General features: G+C 68.0%; 19 protein-coding genes. 8 read left to right on the forward strand and 11 right to left on the reverse strand.

What is annotated here, in order from left to right:
• Positions 1-21 precede the first annotated feature (21 nt).
• The 3 genes from EOV43_RS14845 to EOV43_RS14855 form a co-directional block, all read right to left on the reverse strand.
• On the reverse strand, positions 22-780 hold the full coding sequence (locus tag EOV43_RS14845) for a metal-dependent hydrolase (protein WP_164878739.1): 759 nt from the start codon (positions 778-780) through the stop codon (positions 22-24).
• Positions 781-1,241: 461 nt separating this feature from the next.
• Positions 1,242-1,754 (reverse strand): hypothetical protein, encoded by a 513-nt coding sequence (locus tag EOV43_RS14850; protein WP_128221978.1) that lies wholly within the window; start codon positions 1,752-1,754, stop codon positions 1,242-1,244.
• Between the two features lie 359 nt (positions 1,755-2,113).
• A complete protein-coding gene (locus tag EOV43_RS14855) occupies positions 2,114-3,037 on the reverse strand; it encodes a methylenetetrahydrofolate reductase (RefSeq protein WP_206611349.1) in 924 nt (307 codons plus the stop codon).
• Between the two features lie 206 nt (positions 3,038-3,243).
• Here EOV43_RS14855 and EOV43_RS14860 point away from each other — a divergent pair, with 206 nt between their 5' ends.
• Positions 3,244-3,936, forward strand: a complete 693-nt coding sequence (locus EOV43_RS14860; RefSeq protein WP_128221979.1) for a GNAT family N-acetyltransferase — start codon at positions 3,244-3,246, stop codon at positions 3,934-3,936.
• A 79-nt stretch (positions 3,937-4,015) separates the two neighbouring features.
• Here the strand turns inward: EOV43_RS14860 and EOV43_RS14865 are convergent, their stop codons facing one another.
• The gene (locus tag EOV43_RS14865) at positions 4,016-5,494 is read right to left on the reverse strand and encodes an MFS transporter (protein WP_128221980.1); all 1,479 of its coding nucleotides are present in this window, start codon (positions 5,492-5,494) and stop codon (positions 4,016-4,018) included.
• A gap of 213 nt (positions 5,495-5,707) precedes the next feature.
• Positions 5,708-6,466 (reverse strand): acyltransferase, encoded by a 759-nt coding sequence (locus EOV43_RS14870; RefSeq protein WP_206611350.1) that lies wholly within the window; start codon positions 6,464-6,466, stop codon positions 5,708-5,710.
• Positions 6,467-6,565: 99 nt separating this feature from the next.
• On the opposite strand from EOV43_RS14870, the gene EOV43_RS14875 reads away from it, so the two are divergent.
• Positions 6,566-7,009, forward strand: coding sequence for a dihydrofolate reductase family protein (locus EOV43_RS14875; protein ID WP_128221982.1), 444 nt, complete (start codon positions 6,566-6,568; stop codon positions 7,007-7,009).
• Between the two features lie 44 nt (positions 7,010-7,053).
• Here EOV43_RS14875 and EOV43_RS14880 read toward each other — a convergent pair whose 3' ends face one another.
• Together EOV43_RS14880 and EOV43_RS14885 are read right to left on the reverse strand one after the other, a co-directional pair.
• Entirely contained in the window at positions 7,054-7,281 is a 228-nt protein-coding gene (locus EOV43_RS14880; protein ID WP_128221983.1) for a hypothetical protein, read from the reverse strand.
• 101 nt (positions 7,282-7,382) lie between these two features.
• Entirely contained in the window at positions 7,383-8,693 is a 1,311-nt protein-coding gene (locus EOV43_RS14885; protein ID WP_128221984.1) for an SGNH/GDSL hydrolase family protein, read from the reverse strand.
• Positions 8,694-8,755: 62 nt separating this feature from the next.
• On the opposite strand from EOV43_RS14885, the gene EOV43_RS14890 reads away from it, so the two are divergent.
• The 3 genes from EOV43_RS14890 to EOV43_RS14900 are packed head-to-tail and all read left to right on the forward strand — an operon-like array spanning position 8,756 to position 10,101.
• Complete coding sequence (locus EOV43_RS14890; protein ID WP_128221985.1) at positions 8,756-9,268, forward strand: FBP domain-containing protein; 513 nt, start codon at positions 8,756-8,758, stop codon at positions 9,266-9,268.
• A 13-nt stretch (positions 9,269-9,281) separates the two neighbouring features.
• Positions 9,282-9,671, forward strand: a complete 390-nt coding sequence (locus EOV43_RS14895) for a hypothetical protein (RefSeq protein ID WP_128221986.1) — start codon at positions 9,282-9,284, stop codon at positions 9,669-9,671.
• A gap of 34 nt (positions 9,672-9,705) precedes the next feature.
• Positions 9,706-10,101 carry a DoxX family protein gene (locus EOV43_RS14900; RefSeq protein ID WP_128221987.1) on the forward strand — a complete coding sequence of 132 codons (396 nt, stop codon included), beginning with the start codon at positions 9,706-9,708 and terminating at the stop codon, positions 10,099-10,101.
• 81 nt (positions 10,102-10,182) lie between these two features.
• On the opposite strand, the gene EOV43_RS14905 is transcribed toward EOV43_RS14900, so the two are convergent.
• The 4 genes from EOV43_RS14905 to EOV43_RS15605 all read right to left on the reverse strand — a co-directional run bounded on the left by EOV43_RS14905 (position 10,183) and on the right by EOV43_RS15605 (position 12,410).
• Positions 10,183-10,572 carry an SRPBCC family protein gene (locus EOV43_RS14905; protein WP_128221988.1) on the reverse strand — a complete coding sequence of 130 codons (390 nt, stop codon included), beginning with the start codon at positions 10,570-10,572 and terminating at the stop codon, positions 10,183-10,185.
• A gap of 95 nt (positions 10,573-10,667) precedes the next feature.
• Positions 10,668-10,889 (reverse strand): amphi-Trp domain-containing protein, encoded by a 222-nt coding sequence (locus EOV43_RS14910; RefSeq protein ID WP_128221989.1) that lies wholly within the window; start codon positions 10,887-10,889, stop codon positions 10,668-10,670.
• A 76-nt stretch (positions 10,890-10,965) separates the two neighbouring features.
• Positions 10,966-11,733 carry an alanine/glycine:cation symporter family protein gene (locus tag EOV43_RS15600; protein WP_206611351.1) on the reverse strand — a complete coding sequence of 256 codons (768 nt, stop codon included), beginning with the start codon at positions 11,731-11,733 and terminating at the stop codon, positions 10,966-10,968.
• Complete coding sequence (locus EOV43_RS15605) at positions 11,715-12,410, reverse strand: alanine:cation symporter family protein (RefSeq protein WP_206611352.1); 696 nt, start codon at positions 12,408-12,410, stop codon at positions 11,715-11,717. The genes EOV43_RS15600 and EOV43_RS15605 overlap by 19 nt, the downstream gene beginning before the upstream one ends.
• Positions 12,411-12,713: 303 nt before the next feature.
• Here EOV43_RS15605 and EOV43_RS14920 point away from each other — a divergent pair, with 303 nt between their 5' ends.
• The 3 genes from EOV43_RS14920 (at position 12,714) to EOV43_RS14925 (ending at position 15,432) form a co-directional block, all read left to right on the forward strand.
• A complete protein-coding gene (locus EOV43_RS14920; protein WP_128221990.1) occupies positions 12,714-13,550 on the forward strand; it encodes a hypothetical protein in 837 nt (278 codons plus the stop codon).
• Positions 13,551-13,675: 125 nt separating this feature from the next.
• A complete protein-coding gene (locus EOV43_RS15495) occupies positions 13,676-13,849 on the forward strand; it encodes a hypothetical protein (protein ID WP_164878740.1) in 174 nt (57 codons plus the stop codon).
• An 83-nt stretch (positions 13,850-13,932) separates the two neighbouring features.
• A complete protein-coding gene (locus EOV43_RS14925) occupies positions 13,933-15,432 on the forward strand; it encodes a tyrosine-type recombinase/integrase (RefSeq protein ID WP_128221991.1) in 1,500 nt (499 codons plus the stop codon).
• Positions 15,433-15,467: the final 35 nt, after the last annotated feature.

Consider the following 15,467-nt stretch of genomic DNA (forward strand, 5'->3'; position numbering starts at 1 on the left):
GTGCACCGAAATGTCTGACGTCTACAGACCGAACATCCGACACGTCTCGGCGACGACGCCGAAGCTGACGTAGGTGCTCATCAGGACACCCAGCACCTTCTCGCGACGCGACCCGGCGTCGCCCAGCAGCGGAACGGCGACGTGGCCGCCCGGACGCCAGACGGCGGAGAGCACCGGCGTGCGCCGCACCCACCGCGGGGGGCGGATCGTGATCGGCCACAACACCGGCAGGCCGCCGGTGGTGAGGATGTCGCCGACCAGGTGGACGGCGTACCCCATCGTGACCGCGAGCGGCAGCCACGACGGACCCTGCGGCGACATTGCGAGCACGAGGGCCGCGTAGGCCAGACCGACGGCCCAGGCCTTGGCCCAACTGGAGACGTAGCGACGGGCCTTGACCCCGAAGCTGCACAGCGCGAGCGCGGTGAGTCCGGCACCGGCGGCGACGGTGAACTCGCCGATGTCCCACTGCCAACGGCTCATCCAGGAGGCCAGGAACCAGACACCCACCAACATCAGCGGCGCATGGAACCCCTGCCGGTGACCGCCACCGACGTTGTTGGCGATCGCTGCGATCGTGCGGCCCACCAACGGCACCGAGTGCGCGATCGTCGCGGAGTGGTGGTCGAGGTCGGGCAGGAGCGCCGCACCTGCGGTGATGATCGATCCCGCGAGCACCGCTGAGGCCGGCAGCGGATGGATGCCGGTGTCCAGGTACGGCAGGACACCGGTGGTGGCGATCCAGAGGGCTGCGCCACTGGTCGCATGGGTGACACCCATCATGGGGCTGAGGTGCTCATTTCTACCGACCCCGAGGTCGGACGGTGCGGCGCCGCGGCCACGCCGGACGCGTGGGGGCGCGCAGGAGCAACCGCGTCGTCGAAGGGGAAGGACGCGCAGGAGAACGCTAACGAGGACCCCCGACACTTTCGCGAGCAGCGTCCCTCTAGGGGGTGTATCGGATTCCAAACCCCGCGTGACGTCATAGGAATCGGGGCCTCTGGCCCACGATTCCTATGACGTCACGGGAGACTCAACGGCAACTGCGGAAACTCACGTTGCCGCAGGCCACGGACGGGGTTACCGTGGAGATGTCGGCCGCACTAGCGGCCGGAAGCGGTGGCCGTAGGAGGTCTCCGAGGCGTAAGCACCTCTCGCAGGCAGCCTCACCGACGTGGTTTCCAGCCTTGTCCGCCCACCAACAGCCCCGGTCCTCCGGGGCTGTTCGCATTCTCGGGAACTCAGCGGACCTGCGTGACCATCGCCTCCACGTACGAGCGCCACTTCTTGCTGTACGGATAGGCCCAGGCGACGACGTCCGGGAGCCCCAGCAGGACCTCGGACTTGTCCCAGAACTCGTAGACCAACGCCGGCGACGCTCCCAACGCCCGACGCAGGACTCGACGGTCGGCATCGTCCTGGCCGCAGGTCTCGATCACCATGCGTGCCACTCCCTCCCTCGCGAGGTGCTGGCCCAGCCGGGTCAAGGTGTCGTCGCGCAGATCGCGGTCGTTCTCACCGACTCGCGCTCTGCGTGAGGCGACGGCCGCCGTCAGCCCCATGCCCGCGACGCCGCGCAGGTACGCGACTCGCTCACGGTCGCTGCGCGACTTCATGTGCAACTGGGTGCGTGGATGCGCCAGCGAGCGGACCGCGGCCCGGATCTCGCCCAGTCGGCCGTCGGGCACGACGACGCCACACAGGTGTAGTCCGTTGCGAAGGGACTCGTCGACGAAGGCGGTGGAGGTCGTCATCGCCGATCATCTTGCCGTGGGCCACCGACGCCACATCCGGAAAAAGCCGTCGCTGAGCATGGATCGGGCGCTCTGCACGCGCAGGCCAAGGCCACAGCGAGCCCATCCCAAGCGTGGATTTCCGCGCTTTCTCGATGTTGAACGGCACACCCGAGAACACTCCGTCGATCTCGGTCTCGTCGAGGAAGAGGTTCAACTAGACCTCCCGGACGTCATAGGAATCGGGGCCTCTGGCCCACGATTCCTATGACGTCCGGGAGCGGAGCGACAGAGCCCGAAAACCAGCAGGACGTCATCACATGTGGTCGCCATGGCGACCACATGTGATGACGTCCGCGGGGGAAGCGTCGGGAAGCGCGTCAGCGCAGGTGAGCCATCCGCTCGCAGACCTCACGGGCGAGCTCCACCGACGCCTCGATCTCGGCCTTGCGGACCGCGACGGACTCGATGTTGAAGCCGATCGGCATGCCGAGGCGCGCGGAGAACGCGATGAGTTCGTCGGCGGTGTCCAAGCACTGCTCGTAGGAGCGAGCGAGGGTGTCCTCGGAGTGCTCGAGGTCGTTCTGCAGCCAGCGCGGCACCTTCACACCGAGCCAGTGCAGGAACTCCAACGTCTTCAGGGAGCCGCACACCGAGAGCGTGAAGATGATCGGGACCGGCTCCTCGCCACGCGCCTTCACGGCGTAGTGGTAGTCACTGATCAGGTCCTTGGCGGCGTTGACGTCGTACACGACCTGGGTGACGAAGAACCCGACGCCGGCGTCCTGCTTGGCGAGGAGGCGCTCGTGCTCGTCGCCCTTGGCGAGGTGGCGTTCGGGGATCGCGACGGCACCGAGCAGCAGCTCGGGGCTGGTCTCACGCCACAGCTCCTGCGCCTTGGGCAGCGTCACCTGGACCTGCTTGTCGCGCGAGGACGCACCGACGAAGACGCTGAGGACCCGGTTGGTGTCCTGGGCGCCGAGCCAGGTGGTGAGGTGTTCGGGCTCGTACTTGCCGACGCAGCGGTAGACGACGACGGGCTTCTTCCAGCCCTCCAGTTCGTCGACGAACGCGGCCGGGTCGAGGGTCTCCATGAACGGGAAGGGGCGCTCGACGGGGTTGCGGTCGGATTCGTCGGTGATGTCGTAGACGATCAGGCCGTCGAGGTCGAGGGGCTCGAGACGCGCCATCGTGCGCTCGGCGACCTGCTGGACGCCCTCGGCGCTGGTGGTGGCGCGCGGGGGCGTCATGCCGAACAGCACCGCTCCGCCTCGACGCTCACTGATCCGCTGACGCAGGTCCACGACCACTCTCCTCGTTCTCGTCGCCGTCCAGCCCTCCGCGTCCGAGTCACGGAGAGGTCACGACCGGGTCAAGTCTGGCACCGGCTGCATGAGCGGTCTCAATCGCTGGCCCGAAAGCCTTGCGCGACGTCGTCCCTGCGCGGGAGCGTGCGGACACCTCACCTATCCTTGGTCCCACACGCCGCACGAGCCCCTCGGGAGGTCCGATGTTCGACGTCACCCTGCGCGACGGGACACCGGCCATCGTCCTGCCCCTGCGCCGCGAGGACCGCGAGCGCCTGGTCGAAGGCTTCGAGGAACTCTCCGACGAGGCTCGCCGTCAGCGTTTCCTCACGCCCACCGCTCACCTGTCGGAGTCGATGCTCAACCACCTCGTCGACGACGTCGACTTCATCGACCACGTCGCGTTCGTCCTCGCGGTGGCCAACCCCGAGGACCCACAGACCTTCGACCCCGTCGCGATCGGGCGGATGGTGCGTTACGAGGACGTCCCCGAGGCCGCCGACGTGGCCGTCACCGTCAAGGACGCGCACCAGGGACGCGGCATCGCCTCGGCGCTGCTGGAGGTGCTGGCCGACCAGCGTCCCGAGGGCGTCACCCGAGTGGTCACCGAGGTCGTCGCCGGCAACGCCGCCTCGTTGGCGATGCTGCAGCGGCTGGGCCCGACGAAGGTCGAGGCCAACGGCTACGGCGCCTATGACGTCGAGGTCGAACTGTGGGTGGCTGGCGCGGTCGCGCCGGAGGCCGACGAGGCCCCGGCCGAGCTGCCGTCCGCGGGCATCCCGCTGGCACGCCCGCGCAGCAGCGAAGAGCACCGTCGTCGTCCCAGCATCGACCGCCGACGTCAGCAGGCCCTGCAGGCCCGCGACACCGTGTGCCCCTGGCTCACCCCTGCCTGAGACGACCGAGCATCGCGGACGCGAGAGGCCCCGCACACCTCACGGTGTGCGGGGCCTCGTCACGTGGGACGGATGCAGATCAGTGAGCGCCGACCGCGACCTGGGTGGGGTCGAGGACGAGGTCCTTCTTCTGCGGGATCATGAGGAAGCAGAGGACCGCGCCGACGAACATCGCACCGGCACCGGCGAGGAAGACGACGGTGTAGCCCTCGACGAGGGCAGTCATCGGGTCGGCACCGCCGGCCAGGGCGTCCTCGGTCTTCGACAGCGACAGGGCGGTGAAGACGGCCACCGCGATGGATCCACCGATGTTCATCGCCGAGTTGGCGACGGCGGAGGCGACACCGGCGTCGTGCGGCTCGACACCGGCCAGGGCCAGGTTCTGCAGAGGGACGAAGATCAGCGAGAAGCCGAGCGCCATGATCACGAGCGACGGGAAGACGTGCGTCCAGTAGCCGCCGTCAGCGGTGATGAAGGAGAGCACGACGAGGCCGGCGCCGGCCAGGGCCGCACCGAGGGTGAGGACGACGCGGGCGCCGAGGGCCTCGAACATCTTGGTGGCGATCGGGGCGGTGGCCATGATGACGACGGTCATCGCGACCGAGCCGAAGCCAGCACGCAGCGGGCCGAAGCCCATGACGATCTGGAAGTGGAACGTCAGGTAGAGCATCGCGCCGATCATGACGGCACCGATGATGGCCTGCAGCAGGAACGCGGCGCCCCGGACGCGGTCGGTGACGACGCGCAGCGGCAGCAGCGGGTTGGAGACCTTGGTCTGGGCGAACACGAACAGTGCGACCAGGACGACGCCGGCGGCGATGAAGCCGAGGGTGTCGGTCTCGACCCAGCCGTGCTCGGCGCGGGAGAAGCCGTAGACCAGCGAGCCGAGGCCCAGGGTCACCAGGACGGCACCGACGAGGTCGTAGGTGTTGCGGCCCTCCGCGCGCGACTCGACCAGCAGCTTGGCGCCACCGATCACGCCGACGATGACGAAGAAGACGTTGACGAAGAGGCACCAGCGCCAGTCGGCGTACTGGGTGAGGGCACCACCGAGCAGCAGACCGAACGCGGCACCGGTTCCGGCGATGATGCCGAAGACGGCGAACGCGACGGTGCGCTCCTTGCCGGAGGAGAACAGGACGGTCAGCATCGCGAGCGCGGCCGGGGCGAGCACGGCGGCGAAGAGGCCCTGGAGGCCACGGGCGGCGATCAGTTCACCGGCGGAACCGGCGAGGCCACCCCACACGGAGGCGGCGCCGAAGCCGATCATGCCGACCATGAAGGAGCGCTTGCGTCCCCAGTAGTCGGCGATGCGGCCGCCGAGCAGCAGCAGCGAACCGAACGCGAGGGCGTAGGCGGTGATGATCCACTGACGCTGGTCGTCGGCCATGTTGAGGTCGGCCTGGGCCGACGGCAGGGCGATCGCGACGATCGTGGAGTCGAGGACGACCATCAGCTGGGTCAGACCGAGGACGACGAGGGCCCACCAGCGGGTCGAGGACGGGGCGTCGTTCACCTCCGCCGCGTCAGGGGTGGGCGTGCGTACTGCGTCGGACATGCAGGAACCTCCGGGGTCCATGGGGGGAGCTGGAGGTTTCGAGCCTCGGACGCGAGGCGAACGACGAGCGTTGTGTGGCCTCGGGCCACCCCGGCGTACAGAAACCGGGCAGACTGCCAATTCAACCGGAAATCAGGGAGGCACGGGGACGTGCGTCGTGGTGAGTCCGGACACACTGTCGCCGCGACAGGTCAGCGACGGGCCAGCGACGGGTCAGCGACGCGTCAGACGGCGCTTGACCCGAGCCACGAACGACGGCTTCGGCGACGTCGTCACGACGGGGTCCTCGGTCAGGTTCCACCACTGGTCGTGGGTGGTGACGGTGGAGGAGTCGGGCTTGTAGAACGGCTCGGTGAGCGAGAGGTGCGGACGCTCCCAGGCGATGTCACGACGCACCACCTTGGCCGGCGAACCGACCGCGATCACGTTGTTGGGGATCGAGCGCTTGAGCACCGAACCCATGCCGACGACCGAGCCGGAGCCCACCTTCGCGCCGCCGAGCAGCACCGACCCCCACCCGAGCCAGACGTGGTCACCGACCCGGACCGTGCGGGCCGGGTTGACGCGCTCCCCGGTCCGGACGTCGAAGATCGGGTGACCGTCGTCGGTACGCAACTGCACCTGGGTGGCGATCATGACGTCCTTGCCGATGATCACCTTCGCGCCCTCGACCGCGGAGATCCCGACGACCTCGGTCATCGAGGTGTCGTCGCCGATCCGCACCACGGAGTCCTGGCCCACGCGGATGGTGGCCGCGAAGCCCCACTTCCCGCTGCCGATGACGCAGCGTCCGTCACTGCAGTCGAACTGCACGTGCAGCTTGCGCAGGTTGGGACGTCGCCCCACCTTGAGGACGTTGTTCGACCCCTTGAAGACGACGCTGACGCGGCCGGTGTGGACGAATCCGTCGGGAACGATGATGCGGTTTCCCCGGTCGTCCTCGTAGGGAGCCAAGGTGGTCACGGTCTGCACGGTGTCGAGCATAGGCGCGACCGGGTCTGACACCTCTCTGGACCTGCGGCACGACGCGGGAGCAGCATGGTTCCTCCGCCACCTGCCCCGAGGAGCGCCATGGGAGAGATCCACGTCCACGCCTTCATGAGCCTCGACGGCGTCGTGGACACCCCGGCATGGTCGACGCGATCGGCCGACGACGACCCCGGCGCCCCGTTCTTCAACGACTCCACCAAGTTCGTCGTCTCCTCCACGCTCGGCATCGTGGAGGCCAACACCGCATGGGCCAACAGCACGGTGCTGGGCGCCTACGACCCGGCGACGATCCGTCGTGCGGCCGACGAGGTCGGGAACCTCTACGTCAGCGGCTCGGCGACGTTGGTGCGCGCGATGCTCGCCGACGGTCTCGTCGACGAACTCCATCTGTGCGTGTTCCCGACGGTGCGGGGTGGTGGGCCGCGGCTCTTTCCCGAGGGAGTTGACGCCTTCGACCTCGAACGCAGTGCGGCCGACGTCTACGACAACGGAGTGCTCTACCTGGGCTACCGACCCGGACGCTGATCTGCGCGGCGGTCCTGTGCGGCGGTCCGGGCCGGCGAGGCCTGCTACTCGCCCGAGTGCTGACGCTCCAGGCTGATGCCCCACGCGACCGCCTTCGCGACGCCGCCGATCATCATCAGCATCGCGCCGACCGGGATCAGCACCGCCCCGAGCCATGCGGCGGAGTCAGCGACGATCAGGTGGATGCCCACCGCGACGGCGATCACGCCGGGGATGATCGCGATCATCGGTGCGGGAACGTTGAACTGGTGCGGTATTGCGCCCTGGGCCATGCACCGAGCATGGCACCGGGACCCGCCGACGTCATCCGTCGAGGGGTCCCGGTGGGGGTCAAGTCGTCTCGCCGGTCACACCGCCGGGACGAACGACGGCGTCACTTCACGCAGCCGGGACGCTTCAGCGTGACGGTGCGGGAGGTGCTCAGACCCGAGTGCTTGACGGTGACGACGGCCTTGAGCGTGGAGGACTTCTTCTTCAGCTTCTTCTTCAGCGTCGTCGCCTTCACCTTGATCGTGAACGGCGCCTTGGCGTCGGTGACGACCTTCTTGCCACCGGCCTTGAGGACGACCTTGGTGACGCCGCCCTTGGCGGTGGTGGCCTTGACGACGACCTTGCGGTTCTTCTTGGTGCCCGCACAGGTGGCGGCGACCTTCACGGCCTTGGCCTTCTTCGCCAGCTCGGCCTTGCGCTGGGCCAGGGTCGGCTTCGGGGTCGGCTTGAGGGTGGGCGTCGTCTCGGGCTTCGGGGTCGGCTCCGGCTCGACGCCGCGGAGGTCACGCACGACGCCTGCGACCAGCCCGGCGGTGGCCTTCATGCCCGCGCTGGAGGGGTGGAACGTGAACCCGTCGCCGCCGCCCTCCGGGTAGAGCCCGCGGATCCACTGTCGGCTGTCCCACTGACAGACGGTGTGGTCGAGCGCGCCGGGGATCAGACGCTGGTCGGCGAACGCGACGTCGTTCTCGGCCGCGATCTCTGCGAGGAGATCGGAGAGACGGTCGATCTGGCCCTGGAGGTAGTTGGACTCCTCGGCCGTGACGAGGTCGAAGAAGTTCTGCGGGCAGCCGTCCTTCGGCAGGTAGATGCCGTAGCCCACCACCACGATGTCGGCCAGCGGAGCGAGTTCCTTGACCTTCTCGATGCCGGCAGTGAGGTCGGTGCGCAGCTGGGTGAACTCCCTCGCGAGCGGGTCAGTGCCAGCGGCAGGAACGCAGTCGCCCTTGACGCAATCCGTGGCGAGACCGACGAGCCCCATGTCATTGCCGCCGATGGTGCCGAACGTGACCAGCGTGGTCTTCTCGGTGATCGCGTCGAACTGGGCGTCGTTGTCGTACTCCCCGCGCCGCTGAGCCGTCGCGAGGTCCGCGACCACCGCGCCGCTGCACGAAGCGTCGGTGAAGGTGGAGACGTCGAGGTCGGCAGCCACCAGCGAGGGGAAGTTCTTGGTGCTCCGGTGACAGCCCGTGTCGTCGGAGCGTTCCGGTTGGATGCCGATTCCGGCGGTGAACGAATCACCGAGCGCGACGTAGACGTCCCCGTTGCCCTGGCCGGTCGGCTTGTCCCACACCGGGGTGTGCGCGACAGCGGGCAGCGCCGCCACGGCGACACCAGCGCCGAGGACGGCAGCCACGGCCCTTCCGATGCGGCGACGTGAACGGCTGGCGACGGGAGCGCTTCGGTGCATCATGTCCAGGAAACTACCAAGAACCGGACGCAGGCACGAGGGCCCGGTCGTGCGAGGCTGACGGCGTGGATCCCCTCTCCCCCGAGGCGCTGCGTGCGTCGTTCGTGAACTGCTCCAAGGGCGACGCCAAGCGGATGCCGGTGCCGTCTGAGGCAGCCCTGCCGCCTGCCTCCCGGTGGGCCGAGCTCGACTTCTTCGGCTGGCGCGACCCGGGCCACCCGCAGGCGGCGTGGATGGTGGTGGGGGGCGACGTCGTCGGGCAGGGCGAACCGGTCGGGATCGCGATGAAGGTGTCCTCCGCAGGCAGCGCTGGCCGCAAGAACATGTGCACGCTCTGCTTCACCACCCACTCCGCCTCCGACATGGCGTTGCTGGTCGCGCCGCTGGCCGGACCGTCGGGGCGCCGGGGCAACACCGTGGGCAACTACGTCTGCGCCGACCTTGCCTGCTCGCTCTACGCGCGCGGGCTGAAGCGTCCGGCCCGGGCGCAACCGCACGAGACGATCTCGGTGGAGGCGAAGGTGGAACGCCTCCGGGCCAACCTGGTTGCCTTCGTCCGACGCGTCGTCGCGGTCTGACACACTTCGCCGCATGTCACGACGAGCAGCGGGCACCAAGCGCTGGAATCGCATCCGCAAGCGCTGGGAGTCCTGGACCGGCAAGCGCTGGGCTCCCGCGGCGTACTCCAACGAGATGTCGCTGCTGCGTCAGCCTCACGACCCGGCCAAGGGCCCGGTGTTCACCCCGGAGCAACGTCAGTACCTGCTCGACCGCGTCGTCGCCCAGGAGTCACTGAAGGGCTGGGACGCCGTCCATCGGACCGCTCACACCGTGACGCTGCGGGGTCCTGCTGCGGGACCGTCACTGCTCGGGCTGCTGACCCTCGGGACGCTCGCGCTGCTCGCGCCGGACGCGCGACGCCCTCGCCGCAAACTGCTCGGCATCGACGAGCAGGGCCACGTCTGGATCCGCGAGGCGTGACCGGCATCACCATGCCCGCCCTACGCTGCTGGACATGAGCTTCCTGTCCTCCTCTGCACGCGTCCTGCTCGGCGCCACCATGGTGTTCGCCGGCGTCACCCACCTGACCTCGCAGCGCGAGGAGTTCCAGGCCCAGGTCCCTGAATGGGTTCCCGTCGACGACGACCTCGTCGTCCTGGGCTCCGGCGTCGTCGAGATCGGCCTCGGCGCCGGTCTCGCGCTGCTGCCGAAGAAGAAGCGTCTCTTCGGCGGCCTGCTGGCGGCGTTCTTCGTCGCGATCTTCCCCGGCAACATCGGCCAGTACGTGGAGGGCACCGACGCGTTCGGCCTCGACACCGACCGCAAGCGTCTGGTGCGTCTGTTCTTCCAGCCCGTCCTGGTGCTGTGGGCGCTCTGGGCCGGAGGCCTCGTGGGTCGCAAGCGCGACTGACGCCGAACCCCACCGGTTTGGGTCGTGATTCTTGCGAATCAACGACCCAAACCGGTGGGGTCTGCGTGGTCCGGGCGGCGCTCAGGCCTCCAAGAGCTCCTTGAGACGGCGCAGGTCGGCAGTCACGGTGGCGACGTCGGCAGCGGACTGCGCGTCGCTCGACCCGAGCTGGCGCACGGTGAAGACGATCTCGGCACCCTCGGGGTGCGCGATCACGCGGACCGGGTTGAGCACCTGCGTGCCGTCGGGCAGCGTCACGGTGTGGTCGAGGACGCCGTACTCGTTGCGGGGCGTGAACCGCACCCGGACCTCACCCATCGGTGAACGGACGACGAAGTCGTGCCCGTCGCGACGACCGGGTGCGCTGGCCAGCCCGGAGGCCCAGAGCGGGAGGTGGGCGGTGTCTCGCGTCCAGGCATAGACGAGGGCAGGAGCGAGGCGGATGACCTCGCTGACGTGGCGACTGGGCATCCTTCGACGTTAACGCCGCACCGCCCGGGGCGAAACCTCGGACGGTGCGGCGTCAGGCGTACAGGTGAGGACGCTCACCAGGGACGTCGGGTGCGTCACCAGGTCAGTTCGATCTCCAGCTCGTTCTCGTCACCGAGCTCGACCTCGACCTTGAGCTCCACCTCGGCGGGGATGTCGACGGTGATCGTCTTCCCGGCCTTCTCGAAACGGACCGAGTTGTTGCTGGCAATGGCGTCGGCGAGCTCGCGGAGCTTGGCCGCAGCGGCCTCGCGGCTGAGCTTCTGCTTCTCGTCGATGTCGAACAGGTCGTCGCTCATGGGTCCTCCGAGGGTCGTCAGTGATGTTGCGCCGAGGCTAGCCACCGCCCCCGAACGCACCCGTGAGCAACCCGGATCAGGTGGGGTTCTTGGCCTGCGCGGCGCGGCTCCAGACGTCGGGGTCGACACGTCCCTCGAGCTCGGGGTGGTCGTCGAGGACGAAGACCGGCTCCTTGCCCTCACGACGCTGCTTCTCGAAGTCGGCCAGGACCACGAAGGCGACCTTGCTGAGCAGCAGGATCGCCACCAGGTTCACCAGGGCCATGCAGGCCATCGCCACGTCGGCGAGGTCCCAGACGGTCTGCAGCGACAGGATGCCGCCGATGAACGCGAACACGATCACGACCCAACGGAAGATCGTCAGCGCCAGCGTCGAGTCGGTCAGCAGCTGCAGGTTCACCTCGGCGTAGGAGTAGTTGCCCAGCAGCGACGAGAACGCGAAGACGAAGATCAGGAACGTCATCACCGGGATCGTCCAGTCACCCAACGACGCCGCGACGGAGTCCTGGGTGAGAGTTGCACCGACGCTGGAGTCGTCGTTGGACGGGTTGTAGAGACCCGAGGCGAGGACGATGAACGCGGTCGAGGAACACACGATCATCGTGTCGACGAAGACCCCCAGGGACTGGATCAGACCCTGACGCACCGGGTGCGTGACCGACGCCGTGGCGGCTGCGTTGGGAGCCGAACCCATGCCGGCCTCGTTGGAGAAGAGACCGCGCTTGGCGCCGTTCATCATCGCCGCGACGATGCCGGCGGTGGTGCCTGCGAACGCCTCGGTGGGGCCGAACGCAGCAGTGAAGATGGAGGAGAAGACCTCGCCGATCATGTCGCTGTTGACCACCGGATCACCAGCGCGAGCAGGAGGTAGAGGCCGGCGAGGGCCGGCATGACGGCCTCGGCGAGCTTCGCGACGCGCTTGACGCCGCCGAACAGGATCGGCACTCCGAGCGCAGCCAGGGCGAGCGAGGTCCACACGGCGTCGATGCCGTGCGCGGACTCCACGACCCCGGAGATGGTGTTGATCTGCACCATGTTGAAGACGATGCCGTAGGTGAAGAGCAGGATCACCGCGAAGAGCACGGCACCCTTCCAGGAGCCCAGACCGCGGTGGATGTAGTACGCCGGGCCGCCGATGAAGGCGTCGCCCTTGCGTCGCTTGTAGACCTGCGCGAGCGTCGCCTCGACCAGGGCCGTGGCCATGCCGACCGCGGCGACCACCCACATCCAGAAGACCGCTCCCGGCCCGCCGAGGGTGATCGCGATCGCGACGCCGGCGATGTTTCCGGTGCCGACGCGGGAGGCGAGACCGATCGCGAAGGCCTGGAACGACGAGATGCCGTCGGTCTGCCCACGCGAGCCCTTGAGGCCGGTGAGCATCGCGGGGAACATCCGGACCTGGACGGCCCGGGACCGGATCGTGAACCAGAGTCCGGCTCCGATCAGGACGTAGATCAGGACGTAGTTCCACAGCACGTCGCTGACCGGGAGGATCAGGTCCTCGTGGATGAAGTCGAGCATGGGGGCCTCAGATCTGGGAGCGCTCAACGCGCGGGCGCGCGATTCCCTGACCTTAAGACGCCACATGCGGGTCAAACCCCCTGCGAGGCCGTCCGACGGGTCACGAAGTCATAAATCCGTACCATCGGGACGAGCGCGGGGGACGCCTGCCGTACGCGACTCAGCGGATCCGTCGGCGGGAGTGGCGTCCCGCTCAGGGTCTCCTCCTGCCGCCTTCCACCCGCAGAGTTGCCTTCCGCGTGAAACTTTCTGACCGCTACGCTGCGTGCGCGACCGGAGGGGTCGCATCGGGGAGGGAAACCCATGCAGATCGTTCGTCGTTCGACCGCGCCCGTCACCACCCACACCAGCAGCAGGAGACGGAGTGCTGGCGCTCTGTGCGCCACGGTGCTGCTGGTCCCGCTCGCGGCCTGCGGCGGCACTCCCACCGCGGACGTCGCGATCGCTGACGCGGTGGCCGAGATCCGCGCGGAGAACACCGGCCGCTTCGTCAACACCCTCGAGGCGTCCGGTTCACCGTTGCTGCGCAGCGAGGGCGACTACGACCTCGACGCCGGTGCCAGCTCGTGGACCACCACCTACGACACCGGCGACGAACGCTCGACGACGGCAACCGTCCAGATCGGGAACCAGCTCTTCACCCAGCCCGACACCTCGGCGGGCCCGTGCTGGTTCTCCGAAGAACTCCCGGCCGGCTACGAGAGCATTCCGGGCGCGGTCCGGATGGCACTCCAGGCCACGGCGCGCGACTGGGCCACCGAAGGCATCACAGCAGTGGGCGCCACGTCGATGCACGCGGCGGTCGCCACACTCGGGGACCTCGCCTCCGACGTGACCCTGGGCCCGACGGACCAGTCCATACCGGCGTCGATCCAGTTCGACGAGAAGTCCGTGACGGCGCTGCGCACCACCATGGCCGACATCCTCTCCGCGGTGCGTCAGTCGGGCGGCGCGACGTCCGCGCTCCTCGAACCGTTCGGTGCCAAGGGTCTCGACGTCACGGTGCTGGCCGGTTTCTCGCGCGTGGGCGAGGAGGTCAGCATCTCCGCGCCTGACCCTGCTGTGGTGGTGGTGGTCGGCACGCGCGGCGCGAAGAAGTCCGACGCCGCACTGGCGGACTGCAACACCAAGGCCGACTGAGACGGAATCGGCGCACGTCAGCGGGTGCTTCCGGGGCCGCGGAGCAGAACCCGGGCGACTATCCGAACCAGTCCGCGGGACGTCCTGTCGCGGAAAGGTCAATCTACGTCTGGAAAAATGGGCCCATGAGCGTCGACATCAGCCCACCCGTCCGCAAGGGATCCCCCGCCGACAGACTGGTCGAACGCGCGGGCGGACACCCCGTCCTCGTGGAGCTCTACAAGCTCGCCTCGATCATGGTCGGCGCCGTCGTCTTCGCGATCGGCCTCGAAGGATTCCTCCTCCCCAATAATCTTTAGAACTTTTGTGTTCAGTCTGACTGTGTTCAGTCGATACTGACTGTGTGGAGGACCTTCGGAACGTCCCGGGTGAGCACTGGTTGGTGCTCTTCACCGACCCCTACACGCGTCCACCGGAGAACTGGCATCCCGACTTGGACGAGATGCGGTCCATCAGTGACATCGAGGGGGCCCTCCACATCCCCGCAGGCACACCGATCATCGTGTCGCCCTCGCTGGAACTAGACGACGACCTGTGCCACTACTTCTCAAGTGCGCTGTCATTCACCGACCTCGCCCCCTCGACGCGACGGTCCCGGGCTCATGCGATCAAGACCTGGCTCGACTTCTTGGACTCCCAGGGGCTGACCGACTGGCGGTCCGCGCACGAGGACCTCTATGCCGATTTCCGGCGCTGGCGCACGAATCCGAACCTCCCCGGTAGCCCCGGGGCAGTCGTGAGTGAGGAGTCGTTCGAGCAGACTCGGGTGGCGCTTCGTGCGTTGTACGACTGGGCCGTGAAGCGCCGCCTCGCTCAGGACAACCCCATCCCTTCATCTGGGCCTCGGGCCAGCAAGTCCTCGGCAGCCGTCAAGCACAAGAATTGGCTCAACCCGAGGGCATACCGCCTGTGGAAGGCCGTCGGGATTCAGGGCCACCGTGCACGGATCGACGGCTCGGAGGTCGTGATTGGCGGCATGGACACCACCTGGCGTGGCCAGTTGGAGCCCCGAAACACCGCGATGGTGGACCTACTTGTCACTACCGGCATGCGCATCGGTGAGGCCTGCGCGCTCACCTCGTGGGAAGTGCTTCAGGAGGCTCCTGGCAGGTACGAGATGGTCCTGCCTGCCATCATCACCAAGAGCAAGCGTGACCGGCCCGTTCGAGTCAGCCCAGGAACAGCGGATGTCCAGCGTCGCTACATCAAGTTCCGCGACGCCGCGATCCGGAGAGCACAGCGAGGCGGCCTCTATGAGGACCTGGAGTGGCGGACCTCGCTTCTGGTCGCACAGAGCGTCGAACCGTCTGGCTCCGACCTCTTGCTCAACATCGAGGGGCGCGGTCGTGTCCGCCTCTCAGCCATGGGCGAGGACCAGCGGCAGCGGCTTTATGCGCGAGGCCGCGACGGCGCTCTGGAACCGCTGTCCTGGTTCCTCACCGAACGAGGCACGCCCACAACCCCCGACACATGGACGCCTGTGTTCGCGAGCGCCAACGAGCGTCTCCTCGCGCAGGCTGGACATCTCGGGCTGAATCCACACAGCGTGCCTGAGGTGACCCCCCACACCCTCCGCCACACGTTCGCACTGTGGCTCCTCGCCGCTGAGCACCGCAGCATCGACCGGGGGTTGGGGCTCTCAGGCGTTGAGCGCTACGACGTCAAGCGGTACGAGCGCGCCTTTGACCGGGTGAAGGAAGCCCTCGGTCACGCGCACGTTGGCATCACGAAGGACACCTACCTGGCGCCTGTCCGCACGCTTCGGATGGACGACCTGCTGTCGGGAACCGAGCACATGGAAATCGAGGACGTCATCGCAAGGCTTGCCAACCCAGACCTGGTCTACGAGACGAAGGCCGTGAGGACGTCAGACGATGCCTAGAGCAGTCATGCCCCGCAGCGGGGTTCGGGTCCCCC

Origin of the sequence: Nocardioides yefusunii (assembly GCF_004014875.1) — a bacterium.
Classification (GTDB): domain Bacteria; phylum Actinomycetota; class Actinomycetes; order Propionibacteriales; family Nocardioidaceae; genus Nocardioides; species Nocardioides yefusunii.

Bases quoted from the DNA above. Each gene is read 5' to 3' on its own strand.
- EOV43_RS14910 (WP_128221989.1), bottom strand. From the start codon at position 10,889: ATGAGCGACGACCTGTTCGACATCGACGAGAAGCAGAAGCTCAGCCGC.
- EOV43_RS14895 (WP_128221986.1), top strand. From the start codon at position 9,282: ATGTCACGACGAGCAGCGGGCACCAAGCGCTGGAATCGCATCCGCAAG.
- EOV43_RS14845 (WP_164878739.1), bottom strand. From the start codon at position 780: ATGGGTGTCACCCATGCGACCAGTGGCGCAGCCCTCTGGATCGCCACC.
- EOV43_RS14875 (WP_128221982.1), top strand. From the start codon at position 6,566: ATGGGAGAGATCCACGTCCACGCCTTCATGAGCCTCGACGGCGTCGTG.
- EOV43_RS14900 (WP_128221987.1), top strand. From the start codon at position 9,706: ATGAGCTTCCTGTCCTCCTCTGCACGCGTCCTGCTCGGCGCCACCATG.
- EOV43_RS14920 (WP_128221990.1), top strand. From the start codon at position 12,714: ATGCAGATCGTTCGTCGTTCGACCGCGCCCGTCACCACCCACACCAGC.
- EOV43_RS14885 (WP_128221984.1), bottom strand. From the start codon at position 8,693: ATGATGCACCGAAGCGCTCCCGTCGCCAGCCGTTCACGTCGCCGCATC.
- EOV43_RS14860 (WP_128221979.1), top strand. From the start codon at position 3,244: ATGTTCGACGTCACCCTGCGCGACGGGACACCGGCCATCGTCCTGCCC.
- EOV43_RS14905 (WP_128221988.1), bottom strand. From the start codon at position 10,572: ATGCCCAGTCGCCACGTCAGCGAGGTCATCCGCCTCGCTCCTGCCCTC.
- EOV43_RS14850 (WP_128221978.1), bottom strand. From the start codon at position 1,754: ATGACGACCTCCACCGCCTTCGTCGACGAGTCCCTTCGCAACGGACTA.
- EOV43_RS15495 (WP_164878740.1), top strand. From the start codon at position 13,676: ATGAGCGTCGACATCAGCCCACCCGTCCGCAAGGGATCCCCCGCCGAC.
- EOV43_RS14880 (WP_128221983.1), bottom strand. From the start codon at position 7,281: ATGGCCCAGGGCGCAATACCGCACCAGTTCAACGTTCCCGCACCGATG.
- EOV43_RS15605 (WP_206611352.1), bottom strand. From the start codon at position 12,410: ATGCTCGACTTCATCCACGAGGACCTGATCCTCCCGGTCAGCGACGTG.
- EOV43_RS14865 (WP_128221980.1), bottom strand. From the start codon at position 5,494: ATGTCCGACGCAGTACGCACGCCCACCCCTGACGCGGCGGAGGTGAAC.